The organism is Arthrobacter sp. Dra40 (assembly GCF_059091905.1).
On sequence record NZ_JBNHHB010000005.1, the window covers coordinates 87,397 to 108,316 of the forward strand.

Here is a 20,920-nt window from a genome sequence, read left to right on the forward strand (position 1 = left end):
GAGGCTTGAGTGCCGGGGCACGGGCCCGCACGCCCGCCGCAGCCGCCGGTGCGAGCGGTGGAGAACCGTCCGGAGCTTTTCGACGAGGCCACCGGTGTCCATGTTTTGGCTGGCCCACCGGCATCGTCGCAGGTCAGCGGCCTGTGGATTGCCAAGAGATGGACAGTTTGGCCTGAACTTGGACAGTTCCTGCCGCCTGCCGGGAATCAAGCGCGCCCGCCCGAGTTCCACCGGGCAGCCCAGCGCCCGGCGGGCAAAGGAAAAGCGGCTCCGACCGGAAACAACCGGTCGAAGCCGCTTTCGCGGTGGGCCCTGCGGGGATCGAACCCGCGACCCGCGGATTAAAAGTCCGATGCTCTACCAACTGAGCTAAAGGCCCGCCAGCCGTTCCGTCCATCCTGGTCGAGACCGGGACGTGGACAGATTTGGCCGGTTCACAGTTTATCGCACCCACTGCCGCGCATTCGAATCCGCCGTGCCGGCCGTGGAGATGGCCGTGCTGCGACCTGCCGCTGCCCCGGGAGGGCGCCTCCCTGTACCGGCGTCAGAGGCGGGAGTAAGGTCGTGGACATGAGCCCGAACAACGGAAATGACGTCCCCCGGCCGCACAAGCCGAAGCCCTTTGCCCCGTTGGATTTTGAGGACTTCGCCGGCGGCGCCGACCCCGCACGGGTGTCCGAGGCGGCCCATCTGGCAGCCCAGGCTTTGGTGCACCGCGGCCGCGGCTCGGATGATCCCGAGATCACCAAGCGCTTGGTCAAACTCGCTGACCAGCAGGGGCTCGAGGCCATAGCCGAAATGTGGTCCGAGAGCCCGGCCCGGTCCCTTCCCGGTGCGCTCTGGCGGCTCTACGCCATTCGCGCCGCGGTTCAGTCCCATCCGGACAAACTGGCGGCGTTCTTCAAGGCGGGCACTGCATCTGCCGAAGTGTCCAAGGTCATCGCGGGCGTGGCCGAACCGCCCGGTGCCGACGAGGTGCGCACCATGGCCGACACGATCCTGTCCGGAGCCTTCGACGGCGATTTCGACGTCGCGTTGGACCGGTCCGCGGCCTTTTGCCGCATCGTCGCCCTCGGCCAGACCCATCACGCCGACTCGGCTGACCCTTCCAACGAGAATCACGCCACCAAGCTGACGCTGAGTTCGCATCGGCTGGTGAAGACCGCGGAGGACCTTGAGGCGGCGGCCGCCGCCTGGCGCCGCGGCGAACTCGACTGACGGCTGGAGCACCAGCGCGCACCCCGTCCACCGGCCGGAATTCCCTGCCCGCGCCCCTTGACAAGGGCCGCTCTCAAGGGGCCGAAAACCACCGCGAATCTCGCCCAAGCATGACGCGCGCGTGTACCACAAATATCGTCAGTTGACACGTTTTTCCCCGGTTTTCCGGGGCTGTTGACATCGGCTCTGAGGCGTAGAAAACTGAAGGTGGTGTCGAACCGTGGCAGCCCCGGGCTCCAACTTTTAGCCGCCTCGAGCGGCCTTCCGCCGAGAGGCGCTCCCGGTTCGGCACCATTAATCTTGTTCACCCAGAGGCGCTAATCTAGGCACGGCGGATGCTTCCCTTCCGCCGTTCGGACCAGTGAGAAAACCGCCGGTGACATGAAGTTAAGCCTCTTCCCGCAGGACACCAAGAGCCTGGAGCTGCTCGCCCAGACGGCAGCCGAGCTCATGGCAGGAGTCAAGACCCTCTCGGAGATCCTCGGGGCACCCGCAGACGACTACGACAAGCTCTCCGAAGAACTGCACGACAGGGACGGCAACGTCTCCCGGCTGCGCTTCGCGCTGCTCACCACCTTGCGCACCAGCTTTGTGAATCCCCTCCCGCGAGAGGACATGTTCCAGCTCTCGCTACATCTGGTCCACACCTTCGAACACCTCGACGCGGCCGCCGAATTGATCGCCCTCAACCGGGTTAAGCGCCTGTCTGCTCGGGCCTCCGAGCAGCTGGAAGTGATCGGGCGGATGTCGGAGATGACCCGGGACGCCATGCCGCGGCTGAACTCCCTGGAGGATCTCGAGGAGTACTGCATCGAGATGGTCCGGCTGGCCAAACGTGCCGAGCGCACCCACCGGGTGTGGGTATCGGAGCTGTTGTCGGACCACAAGGGTGCCACCTTGGCCCGGCACCGCGACGTTGCCGACCAGCTGGTAGCCGCCACCAAGACCCTGCGCCAGGCGTCCCACCATGTGGGGCAGATCCTGGTCAAGGAATCGTAGGTGGAGCTTGTCCTTCTGGTGCTGGTGGTCGCTTTCGCCGGCTGCTTCGCGTTCATTAATGGCTTCCATGACGTCTCCAACGCCGTCGCGACGGCAGTACGCACCCGCGCCCTGACGCCGCGCATCGCCGTCGTTCTCGCCTCCGTCTGCAACCTGGCCGGCGCCCTGCTTTCCAGCACGCTGGCCCTGGTGATCAGCACCGGCTGGATCGGCCTGCCAGAGGGGCGGTCCGGGCTGGCCATCCTCCTGGCCGGGCTGCTGAGCGCCAGCGCCTGGGGGGTGTTCACGTGGTGGCTTCGAATGCCGTCCTCGTCCACGCATGCGCTGCTCGGCGGCTTGGCGGGGGCAGGCGCGGCATCCACCGTGTTGGGCGGGGAGAACATCAGCGCCACCGAGAACCCGATCTGGGCCCAACTGGCGCTGCCGTTGCTGCTGTCCCCGCTGGTGGCGTTCGCGTTGTCCTACCTGGTGATGGTGCCGCTGACGTGGCTGGCCCGTTACCGGACGCCGCGCGAGGTGGGCCGGACCACCCGGCTGGCCCAGGCGGTCTTTGCGGGGACGTTCTCGCTGGGCCACGGGCTGCAGGACGGCCAGCGGACGATGGCCGTGGTACTGCTGGCGCTGGTCGCGGCGGGCTATGCCTCGGGCGAGCAGATGCCGCTCTGGGTGCAAGTCTTCGCGGCGGTGCTGCTGGCGGTGGGCGCGCTCTTCGGCGGCTGGCGGATCGCACACACCCTCGGTTCCCGGCTGGTCCGGATCGATCCCTTGCACGGAGCGGCCGCGCAGGGTGTCAGCTCCGCCATGCTGTTCATCGGGGCCATCGGCCTGCACATGCCGCTCTCCAGCACCCACACCATGACGTCATCCATCCTGGGTGCCGGCGCCAGCCAGAAGCTGCATGCGGTGCGGTGGCGGGTGGCCATCCGCGTACTGGCCACCTGGGTGCTGACCCTGGTCGTCACCTCGCTGGTGGGCGGCATCCTGCTGCTGGCGCTGGATCCGGTCCTCTGAGCCGACCTCAACGGCCGCAGCAGCCCAAGACCACGGCGGCTGCGGCCTAACTGCCGCTCTCCCGGGCCAGAATTTCTCCCAGGCGTACATGCGGCCCAGGATTGCTCCCAGGCGGACATACCCTCCCTTAACCCCGACGGCGGTGCCCCCCGCGCGTGGGGAGGCACCGCCGTCGTGCTTGCTGAGGGGTTTATCCGAAGCGTCCGGACACGTAGTCCTCGGTGGCCTTCTCGACGGGGTTGCTGAAGATCGTCGGCGTATCGCCGTATTCGATCAGCTTGCCCGGCTTGCCGGTGCCGGCGATGTTGAAGAACGCGGTCTTGTCGGACACGCGGGCCGCCTGCTGCATGTTGTGGGTAACGATCACCACGGTGTACTGCGTCTTGAGTTCCTCGATCAGGTCCTCAATGGCGAGCGTGGAGATGGGATCGAGTGCCGAGCACGGCTCGTCCATCAGGATCACCTGCGGGGAGACCGCGATGGCGCGGGCAATGCACAGGCGCTGCTGCTGGCCGCCGGAGAGGCCGGATCCGGGCTTGGCCAGCCGGTCCTTGACCTCATTCCACAGGTTGGCGCCGGTCAGCGACTTCTCCACCAGGGCGTCGGCGTCCGACTTGGACATCCGCTTGTTGTTCAGCTTGACACCGGCCAGCACATTGTCGCGGATGGACATGGTGGGGAACGGGTTGGGACGCTGGAAGACCATGCCGATCTGGCTGCGCACGGTTACCGGGTCCACGCCCGAGCCATAGAGGTTGTCGCCGTCCAGCAGGACTTCGCCCTCCACCCGGGCGCCGGGCAGCACTTCGTGCATCCGGTTCAGTGTGCGCAGGAAGGTGGACTTGCCGCAGCCGGAGGGGCCGATGAACGCAGTCACGGACCGGGCGTCGATGTTGATGTTGACGCCCTCCACGGCGCGGAAGTTGCCGTAGTAGACGTTCAGGTCCTTGACGTCGATGCGTTTGGACATGGGGTTCCTTCTCTTTGGTTCTGGCTCAGCGGCCGGTCTTGGGGGCGAAGATGCGGGCGATCAGCCGGGCAATCAGGTTCAGCAGCATCACGAAGATGATCAGGATCAGCGCCGCAGCCCAGGCACGCTGCATGCTGGGGTCCACGTTGGTGGGCGAGGTGGGGTTCATCAGCTGGCGGTAAATGTAGGTGGGCAGGGTGGTCATCCAGCCGCCGAACACGTTCCAGTTGATGCTGTTGACGAAGCCGGCGGTGACCAGCAGCGGGGCGGTCTCGCCGATGATGCGGGCGATGGACAGGGTGACGCCGGAGGCAATGCCGGAGATCGCCGTCGGCACCACCACCTTCAGGATGGTGCGCCACTTGCGTACGCCCAGCGCGTAGGAAGCCTCGCGCAGTTCGTTCGGCACGATCTTGAGCATCTCCTCGGTGGAGCGGACCACCACCGGGATCATCAGCACGGAGAGCGCGACGGCGGCCACGAACCCGGTGCGGGTGCTCGGCCCGAAGACCAGGCCGAACAGCGCGGCGGCGAACAGGCCGGCAACGATCGAGGGGATGCCTGTCATGACATCCACGAAGAACGTGATGCCGCGCGAGAGCGCTCCGCCCTTGCTGTATTCGACCAGGTAGACCGCCGTGAGCAGGCCGATCGGAACCGAGATGATGGTGGCCCACATGGTGATCAGCAGCGTGCCGATAATGCCGTGATAGGCACCGCCGAGCACCTCGGTTCCGTTGGCTACGGTCTCGTTGTCCACCATGCCGGTCATGCCGTTCATGGACGTGAAGACAAGGTTGTAGCTCAGTCCGGCGATGCCGTTCTGCAGCACCGTCCAGATCACCGAAATCAGCGGCACCACGGCAATAATGAACGCCGCGAAGATCAGGTTGGTGGCAAAGCGGTCCTTGGCCTTGCGGGCGCCCTCCACCGAGAGCGTGACCACGTAGCCGGCGATCACGAAGATCACGGCCGAGATCAGTGCCCATGAGACCAGGCTGAAACCGATCAGCGAGGACACGGCCGCGCCGAGGATGAGCGAGCCTGCTGCGACTGCCCAGATAGCCCAGCCGGGCAGTTGGTTCTTGGTGAGCGTGTTGCGTTTGGCGGGTGCGGGGGCTTCAGTAAGCAGTTTGGACATTAGTTGGCTCCCGAGAATTCCTTGTGCCGGCTAATGATCCAGCGGGCGATCATGTTCACGGCCAGGGTGATGATGAACAGCACCAGGCCTGCGGCGATGAGTTCGGACAACCGCAGACCGTACGCTTCCGGAAAGTTCAGGGCGACTTCCGCGGCAATGGTCTGGTTGCCCGACTTGATCAGGCTGGCGATCAGCCCGCCGCCGGACAGGACCATGGCCACCGCCATGGTTTCACCGAGCGCGCGGCCCAGTCCCAGCATCACGGCGCTGATCACGCCGGGCCGAGCAAACGGGAAGACGGCCATCTTGATCATTTCCCAGCGGGTAGCTCCCATGGCCAGGGCCGCCTCCTCATGGAGTTTGGGCGCCTGCAGGAAGATCTCGCGGCTGAGCGAGGTGATAATCGGCAGGATCATCACGGACAGCACGATGCCGGCCGTCAGCATGGTCTTGCCGGTCTGGCTGGCCGGCCCTTCGAAGATCGGGATCCAGCCGGCGTTCTCCGCCAGCCAGGTGTAGGGACCCACCAACGCCGGCGCCAAGACCGCTATGCCCCAGGCGCCGTAGACCACTGACGGGATGGCCGCCAGCAGGTCAACCACGTAACCCAGGCCTTGGGCAAGCCGGCGCGGCGCGTAGTGGGAGATGAACAGGGCCACGCCCACGCCCACGGGGGTGGCCAGCACCAAGGCAATGACTGCGGCGATCAGGGTGCCGATGACGATGGGCCAGATGTAGGCCCAGAAGCCGTTCCCGCCGGAGATCGCGGAAGGGTCCGCCCCAAACGTCGGCAAGGCCTGCCAGAGCAGGAAGGCCGCCACGCAGAACAGCACGAAGAGGATCAGGCAACCTGCGGCAAGCGTCAGGCCGGAAAAGACCTTGTCGCCGGTCCGGCCTCTGCCTGTCTCGGTCATTGTTTGGGACACTTCACAACCCTTCGGGTTCCTTCTTCACTTCGTCTGGCGGTTCTGCCAGTCTTGCTGGTTCGCCCCGTCCCGGCAATATTGCCGGTCCGGAACACGGCTGCGCCCCGCGCGTCAAACTGCGACGGCGCGGGGCCAACCGGACTTCGATAAGGACTATGACTTCACCGAGATGGAGTCGATAGCCTTCTGGGCCTGCTCGCGCAGGGTTTCGGAGATCGGAGCGTTGCCGGCCGAGTCCTGCGCGGCCTGCTGTCCTTCTTCGCTGATCACGTAGCTGCCGAAGGCCTTCACCAGGTCAGCCGTGTTCTGATCAGCATAAGTGGAGCAGTAGATGTGGTACGAAACCAGCACGATCGGGTAGGCACCGGACTCGGTGGTGTCGCGCTTGAGGTCCAGAGACATGTCCACGTCGCTGCGGCCCTCAACCGGGGCGGCCACTTCGACGGCCTTGGAGGCTGCCTCGGCGCTGAGCTCGACGTATTCTTCGCCGACCTTGACCTTCACGGTGCCCAGACCGCCCACTGCGGAAGCGTCGGCGTAGGTGATGGCGCCGTCGGTGGCGGTGGTGGTGGAGACCACGCCGGAGGTGCCCTGCGCGTTTTCGGCCTGCAGCTTGGCGGGCCAGTCGCCGGAGACCTCGTCGGTCCAGACATCGCTGGCGGCAGCGGACAGGTACTCCACGAAGTTCTCGGTGGTGCCCGACTCGTCGGAGCGGTGCACCACGGTGATGGCGGTGTCGGGCAGCTCGACGCCCTCGTTCTGCGAGGCGATGGCCTCGTCGTTCCACTTGGTGATTTCGCCGCGGAAGACCTTCGCGATGGTCTCGGCGTCCATGTTCACCGAGTCGACGCCTTCAAGGTTGAAGGCAACGGCGATCGGGGAGACGTAGCCGGGGATGTTCATCGCACCGTCGGGGCCGCAGACTTCCTGTGCCTGCTTCCACTCTTCGTCGTCCAGGTAAGCGTCCGAGCCTGCGAACTGCACGCCACCGGCGAGGAACGCGTCGCGGCCGGCGCCGGAGCCGTCAGGCGAGTACTGCACGTTGGCTTCGGGGTTCTTGGCGGTGAAGCCGGCCATCCAGGCCTGCATGGCCGAATCCTGCGAGGAAGCACCGGCACCGGACAGGGTGCCGGAAACGGTCGACGCGGAATCGGTGCTGCCGGCAGCTGCTTGGTTTCCGGTGGCGTTGTCCGAGCCACATGCGGTCAGTGCCAGCGCTGCAACGGAGAGGACGGCGGCCGCGCGGCCGATGCGAATTGCCTTCACGAGTATGGTCCCTTTCAGGGTGAGAACGGATCACGACGACCGGACGTATTCCGCCCCCGTGTCGTGCTCCTTTGACGCTATGGGCGCCACGTAAAGAATGTGCACGATTAAAGTGAACGCAAGGTGAACAAGGCAGGACCGTTTGCCAACGAACGGCGCGCATGTCTTGCCATCGTGAGCAGCCTCATACTATGGACCCCGGTTTGGCCGGGCACGGTCCGGCCGCCTGATCGCGGTCCGGCAGAATCGCCGATCGGCCCGCCTAGACTGGGAGCATGAGCGCAGGCACCCGGTTGGTACAGGCCCGGACGTTCCTGCGCAGGCGGGGACGTGCCGGCTACAGCCGCAGCAAGTCCTCGTTCATGCCCGCGCTGCGAATCACGTTCTGCGCCGTCGCCGCTTACGTCTTCGCCGAGCGGGTACTCGGCCACGAGGGCCCGCTGTTCGCGGCCACCTCGTCCATCATTGCGCTAGGTTTCGCCAAGGGTCCGCGGGTGCGCAAGGTGCTCGAAGTCGCCATCGGCTGCACCTTAGGCATCACTGTCGGCGACCTGCTGCTGCACTTCCTCGGACCGGGCATCTGGCAGGCGGCCCTGGTGCTGCTGGTCTCCATCCTGCTGGCCAGGTTCTTGGACAGCGGCAGCATCTTCACCACCCAGATGGCGCTGCAGTCGGTGCTGGTGGTGCTGCTGCCCGCGCCGGCCGGCGGACCCTTCACCCGCAGCCTGGATGCGGTCATCGGCGGAGCCTTCGCGCTGATTGTGACCATGCTGATTCCCGGCGATCCGCGTTCGGAACCACGCTCGAATGTGCAGAAACTTTTGGACGAACTGTCCGGAGTGCTGCGCGAGTGCTCACATGCCTTGGCCAAGAGCGACCCCAGCCAGGCCTGGCACGCGCTGATCCGGGCGCGAGCCAGCCAGCCACTGATCGACGAGGTGCGCGGCAGTTTCTCCTCCGCCCGGGAGGTTGCCCGAATATCCCTGGCCTACCGCCGCCACCGGGACGAAGTGGGGGACCTGCAGGATTCCGCCGAGATGGCGGATCTAGCCATGCGCAACAGCCGGGTGTTCGCCCGCCGCCTAACCTCCGTGATTAACCACGCGGCCATGACGGACGAAGCGATCGAGGCCTTCTCCGAAGTACTGCAAGAAACGGCCGACGCCGTCGAAATCCTTGCCGAGGGCCTCTCCGACCGTGATCCCGGCGCGCGCGAACGCCGGCTCTCCGGGGCCAGGAACGACTTGGCCGAGATCGCCACCCGGCTGCACCCCAAGCACCTGGGCATTGCGACCATGGAAGGAGAGGGGCTGGTCTTGGTCTTCCGGCCGCTGATGGTGGATCTGCTCGAGGCCGCCGGGCTCAGCCACGACGACGCCGCGTCCTACCTGCCCAAACTCTGATTGTCTGTGGCCCCGGCTACGCTGGGTGCATGAGCACCAAGACCCGGTCCAAAGCCCCTGCCTACCGCTGCGCCGAGTGCGGCTGGAGCACGGCAAAATGGGTCGGGCGCTGCGGCGAGTGCCAGGCGTGGGGAACGGTTGAAGAGGCCACGCCGGTGGCGGCGCGCACCACGGCCGCTGCCGCAGTCTCCCGGCCGGCCGAACGGATCGCCGACGTTGATGCCACGAACGCCGCCTTCCGTGCCACCGGGGTCGGCGAGCTGGACCGGGTGCTCGGCGGCGGCCTGGTTCCAGGTGCGGTCATCCTGCTGGCCGGCGAGCCGGGCATCGGCAAATCCACGCTGCTGCTCGATGTTGCGGCGCGGGTGGCCCGGCAGGACCGCGACGTGTTGTACGTGACCGGCGAGGAATCTGCGGCCCAGGTCAAGCTGCGGGCCGAACGGATCTCCGCGGTGGCCGACAACCTCTATCTGACCGCCGAGACGGACCTGGGCATCGCGCTGGGCCACATAGAACAGTTGCAGCCGTCGCTGTTGATCGTCGATTCGGTCCAGACGCTCAGCAGCAGCGCCCTGGAAGGGGCTGCCGGCGGCGTGACGCAGGTGCGCGAGGTCGCGGCGTCGCTGATCAACGCCGCCAAAACCAAGGGCATGACCACCATCTTGGTGGGGCATGTAACCAAGGACGGCTCCATCGCGGGGCCGCGGCTTCTCGAACATCTGGTGGACGTGGTGTGCCAGTTCGACGGCGACCGGCATTCGCGCCTGCGGCTGGTGCGTGCGGTCAAGAACCGCTACGGCCCCACCGACGAGGTCGGCTGTTTCGATCTGACGGAGGCCGGCATCGAGGGGCTGACCGATCCGAGCGGCCTGTTCGTCTCCCGGACCAAGGACCCGGTCTCCGGCACCTGCATTACCGTCACGCTTGAGGGCCGCCGGCCGCTGGTGGCGGAAGTGCAGGCGTTGCTGGCCGAGACCTCCAACGCGCAGCCGCGCCGTGCCACCAGTGGGCTGGATTCTTCCCGCGTGGCGATGATGATGGCCGTGCTGCAGCGCCGTGCATCCATGTCGCTGCACAAGGACGACAGCTACGTGGCGACGGTGGGCGGGGTGCGGCTGGGCGAACCGGCCACCGATCTGGCCACCGTACTGGCCATTGCCTCCGCTAAGACCAACCAGCCGCTGCCGGCGCAGTTGATCGCCTTCGGCGAAGTTGGGCTGGCTGGCGAGGTGCGGCCCGTGCCCGGAATCGGACGGCGTATCCAGGAGGCCGAACGGCTCGGGTTCACGCACGCGATCGTTCCGGCTTCCCCCGACGGAACGAGCCAAGTTCCGGCCGGATTCACGGTAAAGGAAGTACACACGGTCTCGGAAGCGCTGTCCACGCTGTTCCGCTGAGCGCCCGGGGAGAAGGATAGCCGGATTCCGGCACTATCATGGAGCCTGAGGCTGTCCGGACGGCGGCCCCGCTCCCATGCCCGCCTGCCCTAAGGAAACTCCCACATGGTCAAGAGTCCCGAGGACGCCCTCAAGGCGACCCTGGCCCGTGTAGCTCCGGGAACCCAGCTGCGCGACGGGTTGGAACGGATCCTCCGTGGGCGCACCGGCGCGCTCATCGTGCTCGGGTACGACCAGCAGGTGGAAAGAATCAGTAGCGGCGGGTTCGATATCGGCATCGAGTTCTCGCCCACCCGGCTGCGCGAACTGGCGAAGATGGACGGCGCCATCGTCTGCGACAAGGACGCGGCGACCATCGTCAAGGCCGCGGTGCAGCTGGTCCCGGACCCGTCCATCGCCACCCAGGAGTCGGGCACCCGGCACCGCACCGCCGAACGGGTCGCGATCCAGACCGGACTGCCGGTGATTTCGGTCAGCCAATCCATGCAGATCATCGCGCTGTATGTTGAAGGCATCCGGCATGTCCTGGAAGGCTCGGAGCCGGTGCTGGCCCGCGCCAACCAGGCGCTGGCCACACTGGAGCGCTACCGCGCGCGGCTGGACCAAGTCACCGGCTCGCTGTCCGCTCTGGAAATCGAGGCCATGGTGACCGTGCGGGACGTGGCGGTGACCCTGCAGCGGCAGGAAATGGTCCGCCGCATCTCCGACGAGATCTCCCAATACGTGCTCGAGCTCGGCGTGGACGGCCGGCTGCTTTCGCTGCAGCTGGATGAACTGACCTCGGGGCTGGGCCCCGACAGTGAAATGATCCTGCGCGACTACGCGGAGATCAAGGGCGGCATCGACGTCGACACCGCCCTGAAGACACTGCGCAATTTCACGTCGAACGATCTGATCGATTTGGGCCGGGTGGCCAGCGTGATCGGCATCCAGGCCGGCCAGGACTCCCTGGACGCCGTGGTCCAGCCCCGCGGCTACCGGCTGCTGGCGGGAGTCAAGTCCGTACCGCGGGCGGTAGCCGACCGTTTGGTGGATCACTTCGGCGGCCTGCAGTCGTTGATGGCGGCCAACATCGACGATCTGATGGCCGTTGACGGCATCGGCGAGCAGCGGGCCCGCGTGATCCGCGAGGGCCTGTCCCGGATCGCCGAAACCAGCCTGCTGGACCGGTTCCTTTAGGTTCCGGGGCCGGAACCACTAACGCAGTTCGAACACGGTCTTCTTGCTGGACTTCTTGTCCAGCTTGGTGATCAGGACGTAAGTGCCCGGCTGCGGGTTGGCCTCTACCGACGTACAGCCCGGCGCGGTCCGGTTCCGCTCCCACGTAAAACGCGCCTGCTCACTCTTGCCCGGCTCAAGGGTCATCATCAACGGTTCTGCGTCCACCTGGCAGTCCGTGGAGGAGAAAATCCGATCGTCCCCGCTGGTGACCAGAAACTCCATGGCATCGGTGCCGACGTTGACTTCACAGGGGCTCTTGCCCTTGTTCGCCACTTCCAGAATCAGCGTGGGATTCTCCCCGCTCCCGTAAGCCGGAGCATCGGTTTCGGCACGCACGACCACGTCCGAGTCCTCACAACCTGCACTGGCTGCGGGGCTGGCCGCGGGGGAACTGGGCGCTGCCGCCCCGGCCACTTCGCCCGAGGCTTCTTCCTGTCCCGCTCCCACCAGGCTGGCGACCCAGAACCCGGCAGCTACGATGACGGCCACCACCAGCACGGCCAGCACCAGCACAACCAGGCGCCGGCGGCGGTAGACAGCGGGGCTGGGCCGGCGGACGGATGAACCCTGTCCGCGCCCTCCGGATGTGCCGCTGCCTGCCATACCTCAAGGTTAGGAGACTGCATCGGCCCGTGCAGTCAGCACCACGCCGGGCAGTACAGTATTGGTTGGTCACATCGTAGGAGTTCCATGCCCCGCCCCGACGCCGCCGCTCCGGCATCTTCCATCGAACCGGCAGAAGCCGGCATGCTGCACCGCCGTATCCGCGACTGGTTTGCGGCCAGCGCCAGGGATCTGCCCTGGCGTCGCCCGGGGTGCGATCCTTGGGGCATCCTGGTCAGCGAATTCATGCTGCAGCAGACCCCTGTGGTCCGGGTGCTGCCGGTCTGGGAGCAGTGGATGCAGCGCTGGCCGCGGCCGGCCGACCTCGCCGCCGAACCGGCCGGCGAAGCGGTCCGGGCCTGGGGGCGGCTGGGGTATCCCCGCCGTGCGCTGCGCCTGCATGCCGCCGCAGCTGCGATCGTGGACCGGCACGGCGGCCGGGTGCCCGACGACCACGCCAGCCTGCTGGAACTTCCCGGCGTCGGAACCTACACGGCTGCTGCGGTGGCGTCCTTCGCCTTCGGGCTGCCGGAAACAGTGGTGGATACGAATATCCGCCGGGTGCATGCCCGGTTGGTGACCGGCGCCGCCCTCCCCGCGCCAGCGCTCACTGCGGCCGAAATGCGCCTGGCCCGTGAACTGATGCCGACCAGCGGCACCAAAGAGTGGAACGCCGCCGCCATGGAACTTGGGGCCCTCGTTTGCACGGCGAGGTCGCCGCGGTGCGACGCCTGCCCGGTGATGGACCGCTGCGCCTGGGTGGACGCCGGGCGTCCGGAACCCCATTACGTACCCAAAGGGCAGGCCTGGGCGGGCACCGACCGGCAGGTGCGGGGCGCCATGATGGCCGTCCTGCGCGAAGCGGAATCGTCCGTCCCGCGCGAGATCCTGCTGGGCAGTATGGAACTGGCGGTCCTGCCTGCTGCCTACCAGGGGCCTCTGGCGGCGCTGCGCGCGCTGCCGGCCGGCGACGAACAGCTGGGCCGGGCCCTCGACGGGCTGCTGGCGGACGGTTTGGCCGTCGCAACAGGCGACGGCATCAGTCTTCCCGGCTGACCAGAGGGAGCCGGACCCGGCCAGCCGCGCCGGCCGGTCAGAGTGAGCGGATCATCCGGGTGTTGCCCAGCGTATTGGGTTTGACCCGGGCCAGGTCGAGGAACTCGGCCACACCTTCATCGGTGGATCGCAGCAGTTCGGAATAGACGTCCGGATCCACCGCCGATTGGTCGGCCATCACCTCGAAGCCATGCCGGGTGAAGAAGTCCACCTCGAAGGTCAGGCAGAACACACGATTGACGCCCAAATCCTTGGCCGCGCCGATGAGCTCGTCCAGCAGGGCGTGGCCGACTCCCCTGCCGCGCCAGTGCGCCGCGGTGGCCAGCGTGCGCACCTCGGCGATGTCCTCCCACATGACGTGCACGGCGCCACAGCCCACCACTTCGCCCTCCGGCGTCTCGGCGACCCGAAACTCCTGGATGCTTTCGAAGTACGCCACTGCTTCCTTCTCCAGCAGCACCCGTTCGTCGGCCAGCGGTTTCACGAGGCGGCGGATCTGCACGACGTCGGAGGTGCGGGCGGGGCGGATCTTGAAGGCGTCGGTCACCCAGTCAGTCTAAAGCCCCAGTTCGGCCGGCAGTTCCGTCTCCTGGTCCAACACGTGCCTGGCGAGGAAGTTGCAGACTACCGAGTACCAGATCTTGGCATGCTGCGGTGAGAGCACCCAATGGTTCTCGTCGGAAAAGTAGAGGAACCGGTGCGGCGTCTCCCCGTCCGCCCCCGCGGCAAGCTGCGACCGGGACAAGAGTTCGTACCAGAGCCGCAGCCCCTCGCCGATCGGCACCCGGTAGTCCTTGTCCCCGTGCACCACCAGCATCGGTGTGTTGATGTTCTGCACATGCAAGTGCGGGGAGTTCTCCAGCGCCATCTCCGGGGTCATCTCCCGCTCCCAGTAAGGGGATACGTCAGTCGTCGGGCCGAACTGGTCCAGTGCCCAGAGGCTGGCGTGGGTGACGATGGCCCGGAACCGGTCAGTATGCCCGGCAATCCAGTTGGCCATGTAACCGCCGAAGGAACCGCCCATCGCGGCCGTCCGGGTGCCGTCGATATCGTCCCGCTGCACGGCGGCGTCGGTGATGGCCATCAGGTCCGTAAAGGGGGCCTGTCCCCACTGCCCCCAGCCCCGGCGGATGAAGTCGTCCCCGTAGCCGGTGGAGAGGGCCGGATCCGGCAGCAGCACGGCGTAGCCCTGTGCCACCAACAGCCACGGGCACCAGCGCCAGCTCCACGCATTCCATGAGCCGAGCGGGCCGCCGTGCACCCACAGCAGCAGTGGCGCAGGGTTCTGCGCAGACGCACCGTCGGGCAGCGCCAGCCAGGCGCGTACCGGGGCCTGCGCGCCGTCGGCGCCCACCGTCGTCGTGATTTCTTCCAGCCGTCCGCCCAGTTCCGGACGGGGTGCAGGCGCGGGCAGCGCCGTGGTTTCCCCGGAGGCCAGGTCGATGCGCACCGGCTCCGGCGGGAACAGGTAGGAGCTGCGCAGCGCGTAGGCGAACCGCCCGTCCGGGCTGACCACCACGTCGGTGTACGCTGCATCGTCGTGCGTCAGTTGGCGCACGGAGCCGGTGCCGGCGTCGACGCAGAACAAGGGAGCTCGGCCGCCGTCATCGGCTGTTACCAGCAGGCCCGAACCGTCCGGCAGCCAGGCGGCCGGGTGGGGCCAGCGGTCCCATTCCGCGGCCAGCGGGAGCAGCTCGCCGCCGGCCAGCGGCAGCAGTCCCAGGCGAACCGACGGAACGGTCTCCGGCCCGGAAACGGATTCGCAGACCACCACCACGGTGCGGTTGTCGGGGCTGACCGGACCGGGCGAGTAGTCGGTGTCCGGGCTTTCCAGTAGGATTCGCCGTTCGCCGGTGGCCGTGTCCACGGCGGCGAGCACGCTGCGGGCGTCTCCCCGCGGTAGCGGCTGACGGACGTTGACCATCAGGGTGGTGCCGTCCGGGCTGAGCTCCGCCGCGGTTTCCATCAAGGCATTTCCCGCCCAGGCGGTGATGTTGCGCAGGCTGCCCTTCGGCTCGTCTTCCACGGTCAATGTTGTCGTTGCGTCATCGGCGGCTTCCTCTAGGACGAAGTGCCGTTTCTCCTCCGGGCCCAGGTCGTGGTCCCAGAAGCGCACCGGGTACCCCGAATGCAGGATCGCGGAAACCTTCTTGTCCTTGCGGGCGGTCCGCAGGTTCGCGTCGTCCTCTTCGCCGTCGGAACCACTCAAGACTTGGCCATCCACCACCACGGTGTCTGCATCGCGGGCACAGCGCACCGCGGCGACGCCGCCGGGACGCGACAGCACCATCCGGCCTTCACCTCCGGCCGCAGCCAAGCGCCACAGTGCCGGGACCGTCTCTTCAGCGGGATCATCGGTATTCGGGCGGGCGGAGGTGAAGAAAAGATCGCCGTTGCGGGCAAAGGCTGCCCCGGACTCGCCCTTGGAGCTGCGGGTGATCCGGTGGGCAGGGCGCTCACCGGCGGGATCGACTTCCCAGAGGGCCGAAACGTACTCGGTGGCGGCGGAGTTCAACACGCTGACGCAGGTAACCAGCCGGCTGCCATCCGGGCTCAGCGCCAGGGACGCCAGCCGCGGCAGCGCGATGAAGCGGTCGAGGTCGCGGAACGGGGTGGCGGGAGCCTGCTGGAGGGGTGCCTCCGCCCGCATATCGGAAGTAATCGCTTCAGAACTCATGGATTCAGTAAACACTACTTGTGCTGCGGATCACAGGTTTCTGCGCAAATCAACGTCAACCGCCCTGCTGCATCGGGACGTTTAAGCGGAGAACCCCGGCCGAAGCCGGGGTTCTCCGTGCGCAGTGCAGGCTACTGAGACAGTGCCGGGGTGTCCGGAACTTCCTCAATTGCCTTGGGGGCGTTGGAACTGGTGAAGACGAACGTTGCCGTTTCGCCCTCGCCGTCGACGTCCACGTGGATGGTTTCGCCGGGGTGGAACTCGCCGAAGAGGATCTTCTCCGAGAGCTGGTCCTCGATCTCCCGCTGGATGGTCCGGCGCAGCGGACGGGCACCCATCGTGGGATCGTAGCCGCGGGTAGCCAGCAGCACCTTGGCCGGATCGGACAGCTCGATCTTGAGGTTCTTGTCGGCCAGCCGCTTCCGCAGCCGCTCGACGAATAGATCCACGATCTGGACGATCTCTTCCTCGCTCAGCTGCGGGAAGACCACCGTGTCGTCAACGCGGTTGAGGAACTCGGGCCGGAAGTGCTGCTTGAGCTCATCCTGGACCCGGGCGCGCATCCGCTCGTACCCGGTCTTGGTGTCCGTGCCCGACTGGAAGCCGGTCATGACGCCCTTGGAGATGTCCCGTGTGCCCAAGTTGGTGGTCATGATGATCACCGTGTTCTTGAAGTCCACGACGCGGCCCTGGCTGTCCGTCAGGCGGCCGTCCTCAAGGATCTGCAGCAGCGAGTTGAACAGGTCCGCGTGGGCCTTCTCCACCTCGTCGAAGAGCACCACGGAGAACGGACGACGGCGTACCTTCTCGGTCAGCTGCCCGCCCTCTTCGTAGCCGACGTAGCCCGGAGGGGCGCCGAACAGCCGCGAGACGGTGTGCTTCTCCGAGTACTCGGACATGTCCAGGGTGATCAGCGCGTCTTCCTCACCGAAGAGGAATTCCGCCAGGGCCTTGGCGAGCTCGGTCTTGCCGACGCCGGTGGGGCCGGCGAAGATGAACGAGCCGGAGGGACGGTTGGGGTCCTTCAGGCCGGCGCGGGTGCGCCGGATCGCCTGCGAGATGGCCTTGATCGCCTCGTCCTGGCCGATCACGCGCTTGTGCAGTTCGGCCTCCATGTGCATGAGGCGGCTGGACTCTTCCTCGGTCAGCTTGAACACCGGGATGCCGGTGGAGTTGGCCAGCACTTCGGCCACCAAGTCCTCGTCAACCTCGGCAATCTCATCCAGGTCGCCGGACTTCCAGGCGCGTTCCTTCTCCGCCCGTTCGTCCTGCAGCCGGCTCTCCTGGTCCCGCAACGTGGCGGCACCCTCGAAGTCCTGGGCATCGATGGCCGATTCCTTTTGCTTCTTCAGCTGGGCAATGCGCTCGTCGATGTCCTTGAGCTCCGGCGGTGCAGTCATTCGGCGGATGCGCAGCCGGGCGCCGGCCTCGTCGATCAGGTCGATGGCCTTGTCCGGCAGGAATCGGTCGGAAATATAGCGGTGAGCCAGATGCGCGGCGGCATCCAGGGCGCCGTCGGTGATGGAGACCCGGTGGTGCGCCTCGTAGCGGTCGCGCAGGCCCTTGAGGATCAGCACGGCGTGCTCCACGGACGGCTCCTCAACCTGAATCGGCTGGAACCGGCGCTCCAGCGCGGCGTCCTTCTCGATGTGCTTGCGGTACTCGTCCAGCGTGGTGGCACCGATGGTCTGCAGTTCGCCGCGGGCCAGCATGGGCTTCAGGATGGACGCGGCGTCAATTGCACCCTCGGCCGCACCCGCCCCGACCAGCGTGTGGATCTCGTCGATGAACAGGATGATGTCGCCGCGGGTCCGGATTTCCTTCAGGACCTTCTTCAGCCGCTCCTCGAAGTCACCGCGGTAGCGGGAACCGGCCACCAGTGATCCGAGGTCCAGCGTGTAGAGCTGCTTGTCCTTGATGGTCTCGGGCACGTCGCCGCGGACAATGGCCTGGGCCAGACCCTCGACCACAGCCGTCTTGCCGACGCCGGGCTCGCCGATCAGCACCGGATTGTTCTTGGTGCGGCGGGAGAGGACCTGCATGACGCGTTCCATCTCGTGCTCGCGCCCGATCACCGGGTCGAGCTTGGATTCACGCGCGGCCTGGGTGAGGTTGCGGCCGAACTGGTCCAGCACGACGGACCCGGCAGGAGTGCCCTCCTGCTGCTGGCCGGCGGTGACCGGCTCCTTGCCCTGGTAGCCGGAGAGCAGCTGGATGACCTGCTGGCGCACGCGGTTCAGGTCCGCACCCAGCTTGACCAGCACCTGGGTGGCCACGCCTTCGCCTTCGCGGATCAGGCCCAGCAGGATGTGCTCGGTACCGATGTAGTTGTGGCCAAGCTGGAGGGCTTCGCGCAGCGACAGCTCCAAGACCTTCTTGGCGCGCGGCGTGAACGGAATGTGACCGCTCGGAGCCTGCTGGCCCTGGCCGATGATTTCCTGGACCTGCTCACGAACGCCGTTCAGGGAGACGCCGAGGAACTCCAGTGCTTTGGCGGCAACGCCCTCACCCTCGTGGATCAAACCCAGGAGGATATGTTCGGTGCCGATGTAGTTGTGGTTGAGCATGCGGGCTTCTTCTTGAGCCAGCACGACAACGCGACGGGCACGGTCGGTAAATCTCTCAAACATCTCGCACACTCCTAGCTACTGCGTACTTTGATGCTACGTGCCCGACTGGCTCTTGGGAGGCCTGTTCGCCCTAGGGGTAATGCCCCGCCGGAAGAGCGCAAAACGGGGCGGACAGTTGCCTGTCCACCCCGCAGATTGATCTGCCCGTCAGGGAACGGGCCGCCCGCTATCCCCCGTGGGCGGCCTTGTAGGCCTCGATGATCTCAGACTGCACACGACCGCGGTCGCTGACGTTATAGCCGTTGTCCCGCGCCCACGCCCGGATTGCCGAGGCATCCTGGCTGCGGGTGCTGCTGGCCGGCTTGCCGGCCCTTGCGCCACGGGAAGGGATTTTCCGACCGGCGGAAATGAACGGCTTAAGAGCGTCGCGAAGGGCCGCGGCATTCTTTGAAGAAAGATCAATCTCGTAGCTGCTGGAATCCATGCCGAAGCGGACCGTTTCATCCGCCGAGCCGCCATCCAGATCGTCAACCAGAATGATTTTTACTTCTTGCGCCACGGAAGGCTCCTTTAGTGAGTGGATCTATTTGGCCGGGATTACCGAACCAAATTGATTATTGCGCACACTCCATTTGAAGGCAATACGGACCGATTAGGAAAACCCGAGAGAATCTGGCATGCACGATATCGGTATAAGAATAATCTCGGCCAAACCACATGCGCTGTAGTGCTTAAAGGAGAAACCCCAGACGATGGATTTATTGTCCGGGGTTATTCGCCGCTATTCGGTGCCGTCGTCGGCCGAGCGCCTATCGGCCTCGCGCTCCGCCTCCGCCAATGCTTCGCGTTCTTTGCGGTCCGCATTGAATATGGCTTTCATCACGAAATAGAACAAGAGTCCGACGCCGAGCGACGGCGCGAGTACCCACAGATATTCCATGCTCAGCCCACCTCCGGCTTCAGCAGCGGAAACAGAATGGTTTCCCTGATACCGACCTGGGTGAAGAGCATCACCAGCCGGTCAATGCCCAGTCCGATGCCGCCCATCGGCGGAGCGCCGTATTCGAGGGCGCGCAGGAAGTCTTCATCCAGTTGCATGGCCTCTTCGTCGCCGGCAGCTGCCAGACGCGACTGCTCGGTCAGGCGTTCGCGCTGGATCACCGGATCAATCAGCTCGGAGAACGCGGTGCCGCGTTCCATTCCGCCGATAATGAGATCCCATGCCTCAATCAGCCCCGGCTTATCGCGGTGGTTTCGCGCCAGCGGTTGCGCCGCGGGCGGGTAATCGTAGACGAAGGTCGGCTGCAGCAGGGTGGGCTCAACGATTTCGCCGAACAACTCAACCACTGTTTTCTGGGTATCCCACTTCGGGTCGATCTTCACGCCGTGCTCGTCGGCAATTTCGCGCAGGACGCCGCCGCCCGTCTCCGGGGTGATTTCCCGGCCCACCGCTTCGGACAATCCCGGGTAGACGCCCAGCCAGCGCCATTCTCCATTCAGGTCGATGGTGCCCTGCGGGGTTTCGAGCACGCGGCTGCCCAGGCTGTCGGCCACATTAAGGATCATCTCCTTGATGCGGTCAGCCATCACGAACTGGTCGGCATAGGCCTCGTAACTTTCCAGCGTGGTGAATTCCGGGCTGTGCGTAGAGTCCACACCCTCATTGCGGAAAATCCGGCCGAGTTCAAAGACCCGGTCAATGCCGCCGACCACCGCACGCTTGAGGTAAAGCTCGGTGGCGATGCGCAGCGTCATGTCCTGGTTGAACGCATTCAGGTGCGTTTCGAAGGGGCGGGCCGTCGCACCGCCGTGAATCAGCTGCAGCATGGGCGTCTCCACCTCCACATAACCATGGGAGTGCAGGGTGTCACGGATGGAACGGATCACGGCTGCCCGGGTGTACACCATCTGCCGGGCTTCGTCGCGGACCATCAGGTCCACGTAGCGCTGCCGCACGCGGGTCTCTTCGCTGAGGCCGGCATGGAGCACGGGCAGAGGGCGCAGCGCCTTGGAGGCCATCTGCCATGACTCGGCCATGACGGACAGCTCGCCGCGCTTGGAGCTGATGACTTCGCCACGGATGAACACATGGTCGCCCAGGTCCACCAGCGCCTTCCAGTCCGCCAGCGCTTCCTCGCCGATGTTCGCCAGGCTCAGCATGGCCTGCAGCCGGGTGCCGTTGCCTTCCTGCAAGGTGGCGAAGCACAGCTTTCCGGTGTTGCGGATGAAGACCACCCGGCCGGACACGCCGACGATGTCGCCGGTGGTTTCGTCCGCCTCGAGATGACCGTACTTTTCACGCACCTCGGCCAGCGTATGGGTCCGGTCCACACCCACCGGGTAGGCCTCCACACCGCGTTCCAGGAGTTTGGCGCGCTTGGCCATGCGCACGTGCATCTGCTCGGACGCGTCGGCGGCCTCGGCTGCGGGATGTGGGGTGGGGGTATTTTCGCGGGTCACGG

At 66.1% G+C, this 20,920-nt stretch carries 18 protein-coding genes and 1 tRNA gene; 7 read left to right on the forward strand and 12 right to left on the reverse strand.

Annotated features, from left to right (window positions below; genetic code table 11):
• Window positions 1-306: 306 nt before the first annotated feature.
• A tRNA-Lys gene (locus AC5RWT_RS04300) sits at window positions 307-379 on the reverse strand.
• A gap of 191 nt (window positions 380-570) precedes the next feature.
• Here AC5RWT_RS04300 and AC5RWT_RS04305 point away from each other — a divergent pair.
• The 3 genes from AC5RWT_RS04305 (at window position 571) to AC5RWT_RS04315 (ending at window position 3,228) form a co-directional block, all read left to right on the forward strand.
• Entirely contained in the window at window positions 571-1,218 is a 648-nt protein-coding gene (locus tag AC5RWT_RS04305) for a hypothetical protein (RefSeq protein ID WP_494043397.1), read from the forward strand.
• 381 nt (window positions 1,219-1,599) lie between these two features.
• A complete protein-coding gene (locus tag AC5RWT_RS04310) occupies window positions 1,600-2,217 on the forward strand; it encodes a nuclease PIN (protein WP_493942184.1) in 618 nt (205 codons plus the stop codon).
• Window positions 2,218-3,228, forward strand: coding sequence for an inorganic phosphate transporter (locus AC5RWT_RS04315; protein WP_494043396.1), 1,011 nt, complete (start codon window positions 2,218-2,220; stop codon window positions 3,226-3,228).
• Between the two features lie 190 nt (window positions 3,229-3,418).
• Here the strand turns inward: AC5RWT_RS04315 and pstB are convergent, their stop codons facing one another.
• The 4 genes from pstB to pstS all read right to left on the reverse strand — a co-directional run bounded on the left by pstB (window position 3,419) and on the right by pstS (window position 7,531).
• Window positions 3,419-4,198 carry a phosphate ABC transporter ATP-binding protein PstB gene (pstB, locus tag AC5RWT_RS04320; RefSeq protein WP_494043395.1) on the reverse strand — a complete coding sequence of 260 codons (780 nt, stop codon included), beginning with the start codon at window positions 4,196-4,198 and terminating at the stop codon, window positions 3,419-3,421.
• 25 nt (window positions 4,199-4,223) lie between these two features.
• Entirely contained in the window at window positions 4,224-5,339 is a 1,116-nt protein-coding gene (gene pstA / locus AC5RWT_RS04325; protein ID WP_494079287.1) for a phosphate ABC transporter permease PstA, read from the reverse strand.
• Window positions 5,339-6,253, reverse strand: a complete 915-nt coding sequence (gene pstC, locus AC5RWT_RS04330; RefSeq protein WP_494079330.1) for a phosphate ABC transporter permease subunit PstC — start codon at window positions 6,251-6,253, stop codon at window positions 5,339-5,341. The genes pstA and pstC overlap by 1 nt, the downstream gene beginning before the upstream one ends.
• A 165-nt stretch (window positions 6,254-6,418) precedes the next feature.
• Complete coding sequence (pstS, locus tag AC5RWT_RS04335; protein WP_494079288.1) at window positions 6,419-7,531, reverse strand: phosphate ABC transporter substrate-binding protein PstS; 1,113 nt, start codon at window positions 7,529-7,531, stop codon at window positions 6,419-6,421.
• A 275-nt stretch (window positions 7,532-7,806) separates the two neighbouring features.
• Here pstS and AC5RWT_RS04340 point away from each other — a divergent pair, with 275 nt between their 5' ends.
• The 3 genes from AC5RWT_RS04340 (at window position 7,807) to disA (ending at window position 11,510) form a co-directional block, all read left to right on the forward strand.
• Window positions 7,807-8,934 (forward strand): FUSC family protein, encoded by a 1,128-nt coding sequence (locus tag AC5RWT_RS04340; protein WP_494079289.1) that lies wholly within the window; start codon window positions 7,807-7,809, stop codon window positions 8,932-8,934.
• Window positions 8,935-8,963: 29 nt separating this feature from the next.
• Complete coding sequence (radA, locus tag AC5RWT_RS04345) at window positions 8,964-10,331, forward strand: DNA repair protein RadA (RefSeq protein ID WP_494079290.1); 1,368 nt, start codon at window positions 8,964-8,966, stop codon at window positions 10,329-10,331.
• A gap of 105 nt (window positions 10,332-10,436) precedes the next feature.
• On the forward strand, window positions 10,437-11,510 hold the full coding sequence (gene disA, locus AC5RWT_RS04350) for a DNA integrity scanning diadenylate cyclase DisA (protein WP_494043390.1): 1,074 nt from the start codon (window positions 10,437-10,439) through the stop codon (window positions 11,508-11,510).
• 18 nt (window positions 11,511-11,528) lie between these two features.
• Here the strand turns inward: disA and AC5RWT_RS04355 are convergent, their stop codons facing one another.
• A complete protein-coding gene (locus tag AC5RWT_RS04355; RefSeq protein WP_494079291.1) occupies window positions 11,529-12,155 on the reverse strand; it encodes a hypothetical protein in 627 nt (208 codons plus the stop codon).
• Between the two features lie 87 nt (window positions 12,156-12,242).
• Here AC5RWT_RS04355 and AC5RWT_RS04360 point away from each other — a divergent pair, with 87 nt between their 5' ends.
• Window positions 12,243-13,211, forward strand: coding sequence for an HhH-GPD family protein (locus AC5RWT_RS04360; protein ID WP_494079292.1), 969 nt, complete (start codon window positions 12,243-12,245; stop codon window positions 13,209-13,211).
• Window positions 13,212-13,248: 37 nt separating this feature from the next.
• Here AC5RWT_RS04360 and AC5RWT_RS04365 read toward each other — a convergent pair whose 3' ends face one another.
• The 6 genes from AC5RWT_RS04365 to lysS all read right to left on the reverse strand — a co-directional run bounded on the left by AC5RWT_RS04365 (window position 13,249) and on the right by lysS (window position 20,918).
• Entirely contained in the window at window positions 13,249-13,758 is a 510-nt protein-coding gene (locus AC5RWT_RS04365) for an amino-acid N-acetyltransferase (protein WP_494043387.1), read from the reverse strand.
• A gap of 9 nt (window positions 13,759-13,767) precedes the next feature.
• On the reverse strand, window positions 13,768-15,888 hold the full coding sequence (locus tag AC5RWT_RS04370) for a prolyl oligopeptidase family serine peptidase (protein WP_494079293.1): 2,121 nt from the start codon (window positions 15,886-15,888) through the stop codon (window positions 13,768-13,770).
• Between the two features lie 131 nt (window positions 15,889-16,019).
• Window positions 16,020-18,518 carry an ATP-dependent Clp protease ATP-binding subunit gene (locus tag AC5RWT_RS04375; protein ID WP_494043385.1) on the reverse strand — a complete coding sequence of 833 codons (2,499 nt, stop codon included), beginning with the start codon at window positions 18,516-18,518 and terminating at the stop codon, window positions 16,020-16,022.
• A gap of 166 nt (window positions 18,519-18,684) precedes the next feature.
• On the reverse strand, window positions 18,685-19,017 hold the full coding sequence (locus AC5RWT_RS04380) for a histone-like nucleoid-structuring protein Lsr2 (protein ID WP_494043384.1): 333 nt from the start codon (window positions 19,015-19,017) through the stop codon (window positions 18,685-18,687).
• Window positions 19,018-19,239: 222 nt separating this feature from the next.
• The gene (locus tag AC5RWT_RS04385) at window positions 19,240-19,398 is read right to left on the reverse strand and encodes a hypothetical protein (protein ID WP_494079294.1); all 159 of its coding nucleotides are present in this window, start codon (window positions 19,396-19,398) and stop codon (window positions 19,240-19,242) included.
• A gap of 2 nt (window positions 19,399-19,400) precedes the next feature.
• The gene (gene lysS, locus AC5RWT_RS04390; protein WP_494079295.1) at window positions 19,401-20,918 is read right to left on the reverse strand and encodes a lysine--tRNA ligase; all 1,518 of its coding nucleotides are present in this window, start codon (window positions 20,916-20,918) and stop codon (window positions 19,401-19,403) included.
• Between the last annotated feature and the right edge of the window lie 2 nt (window positions 20,919-20,920).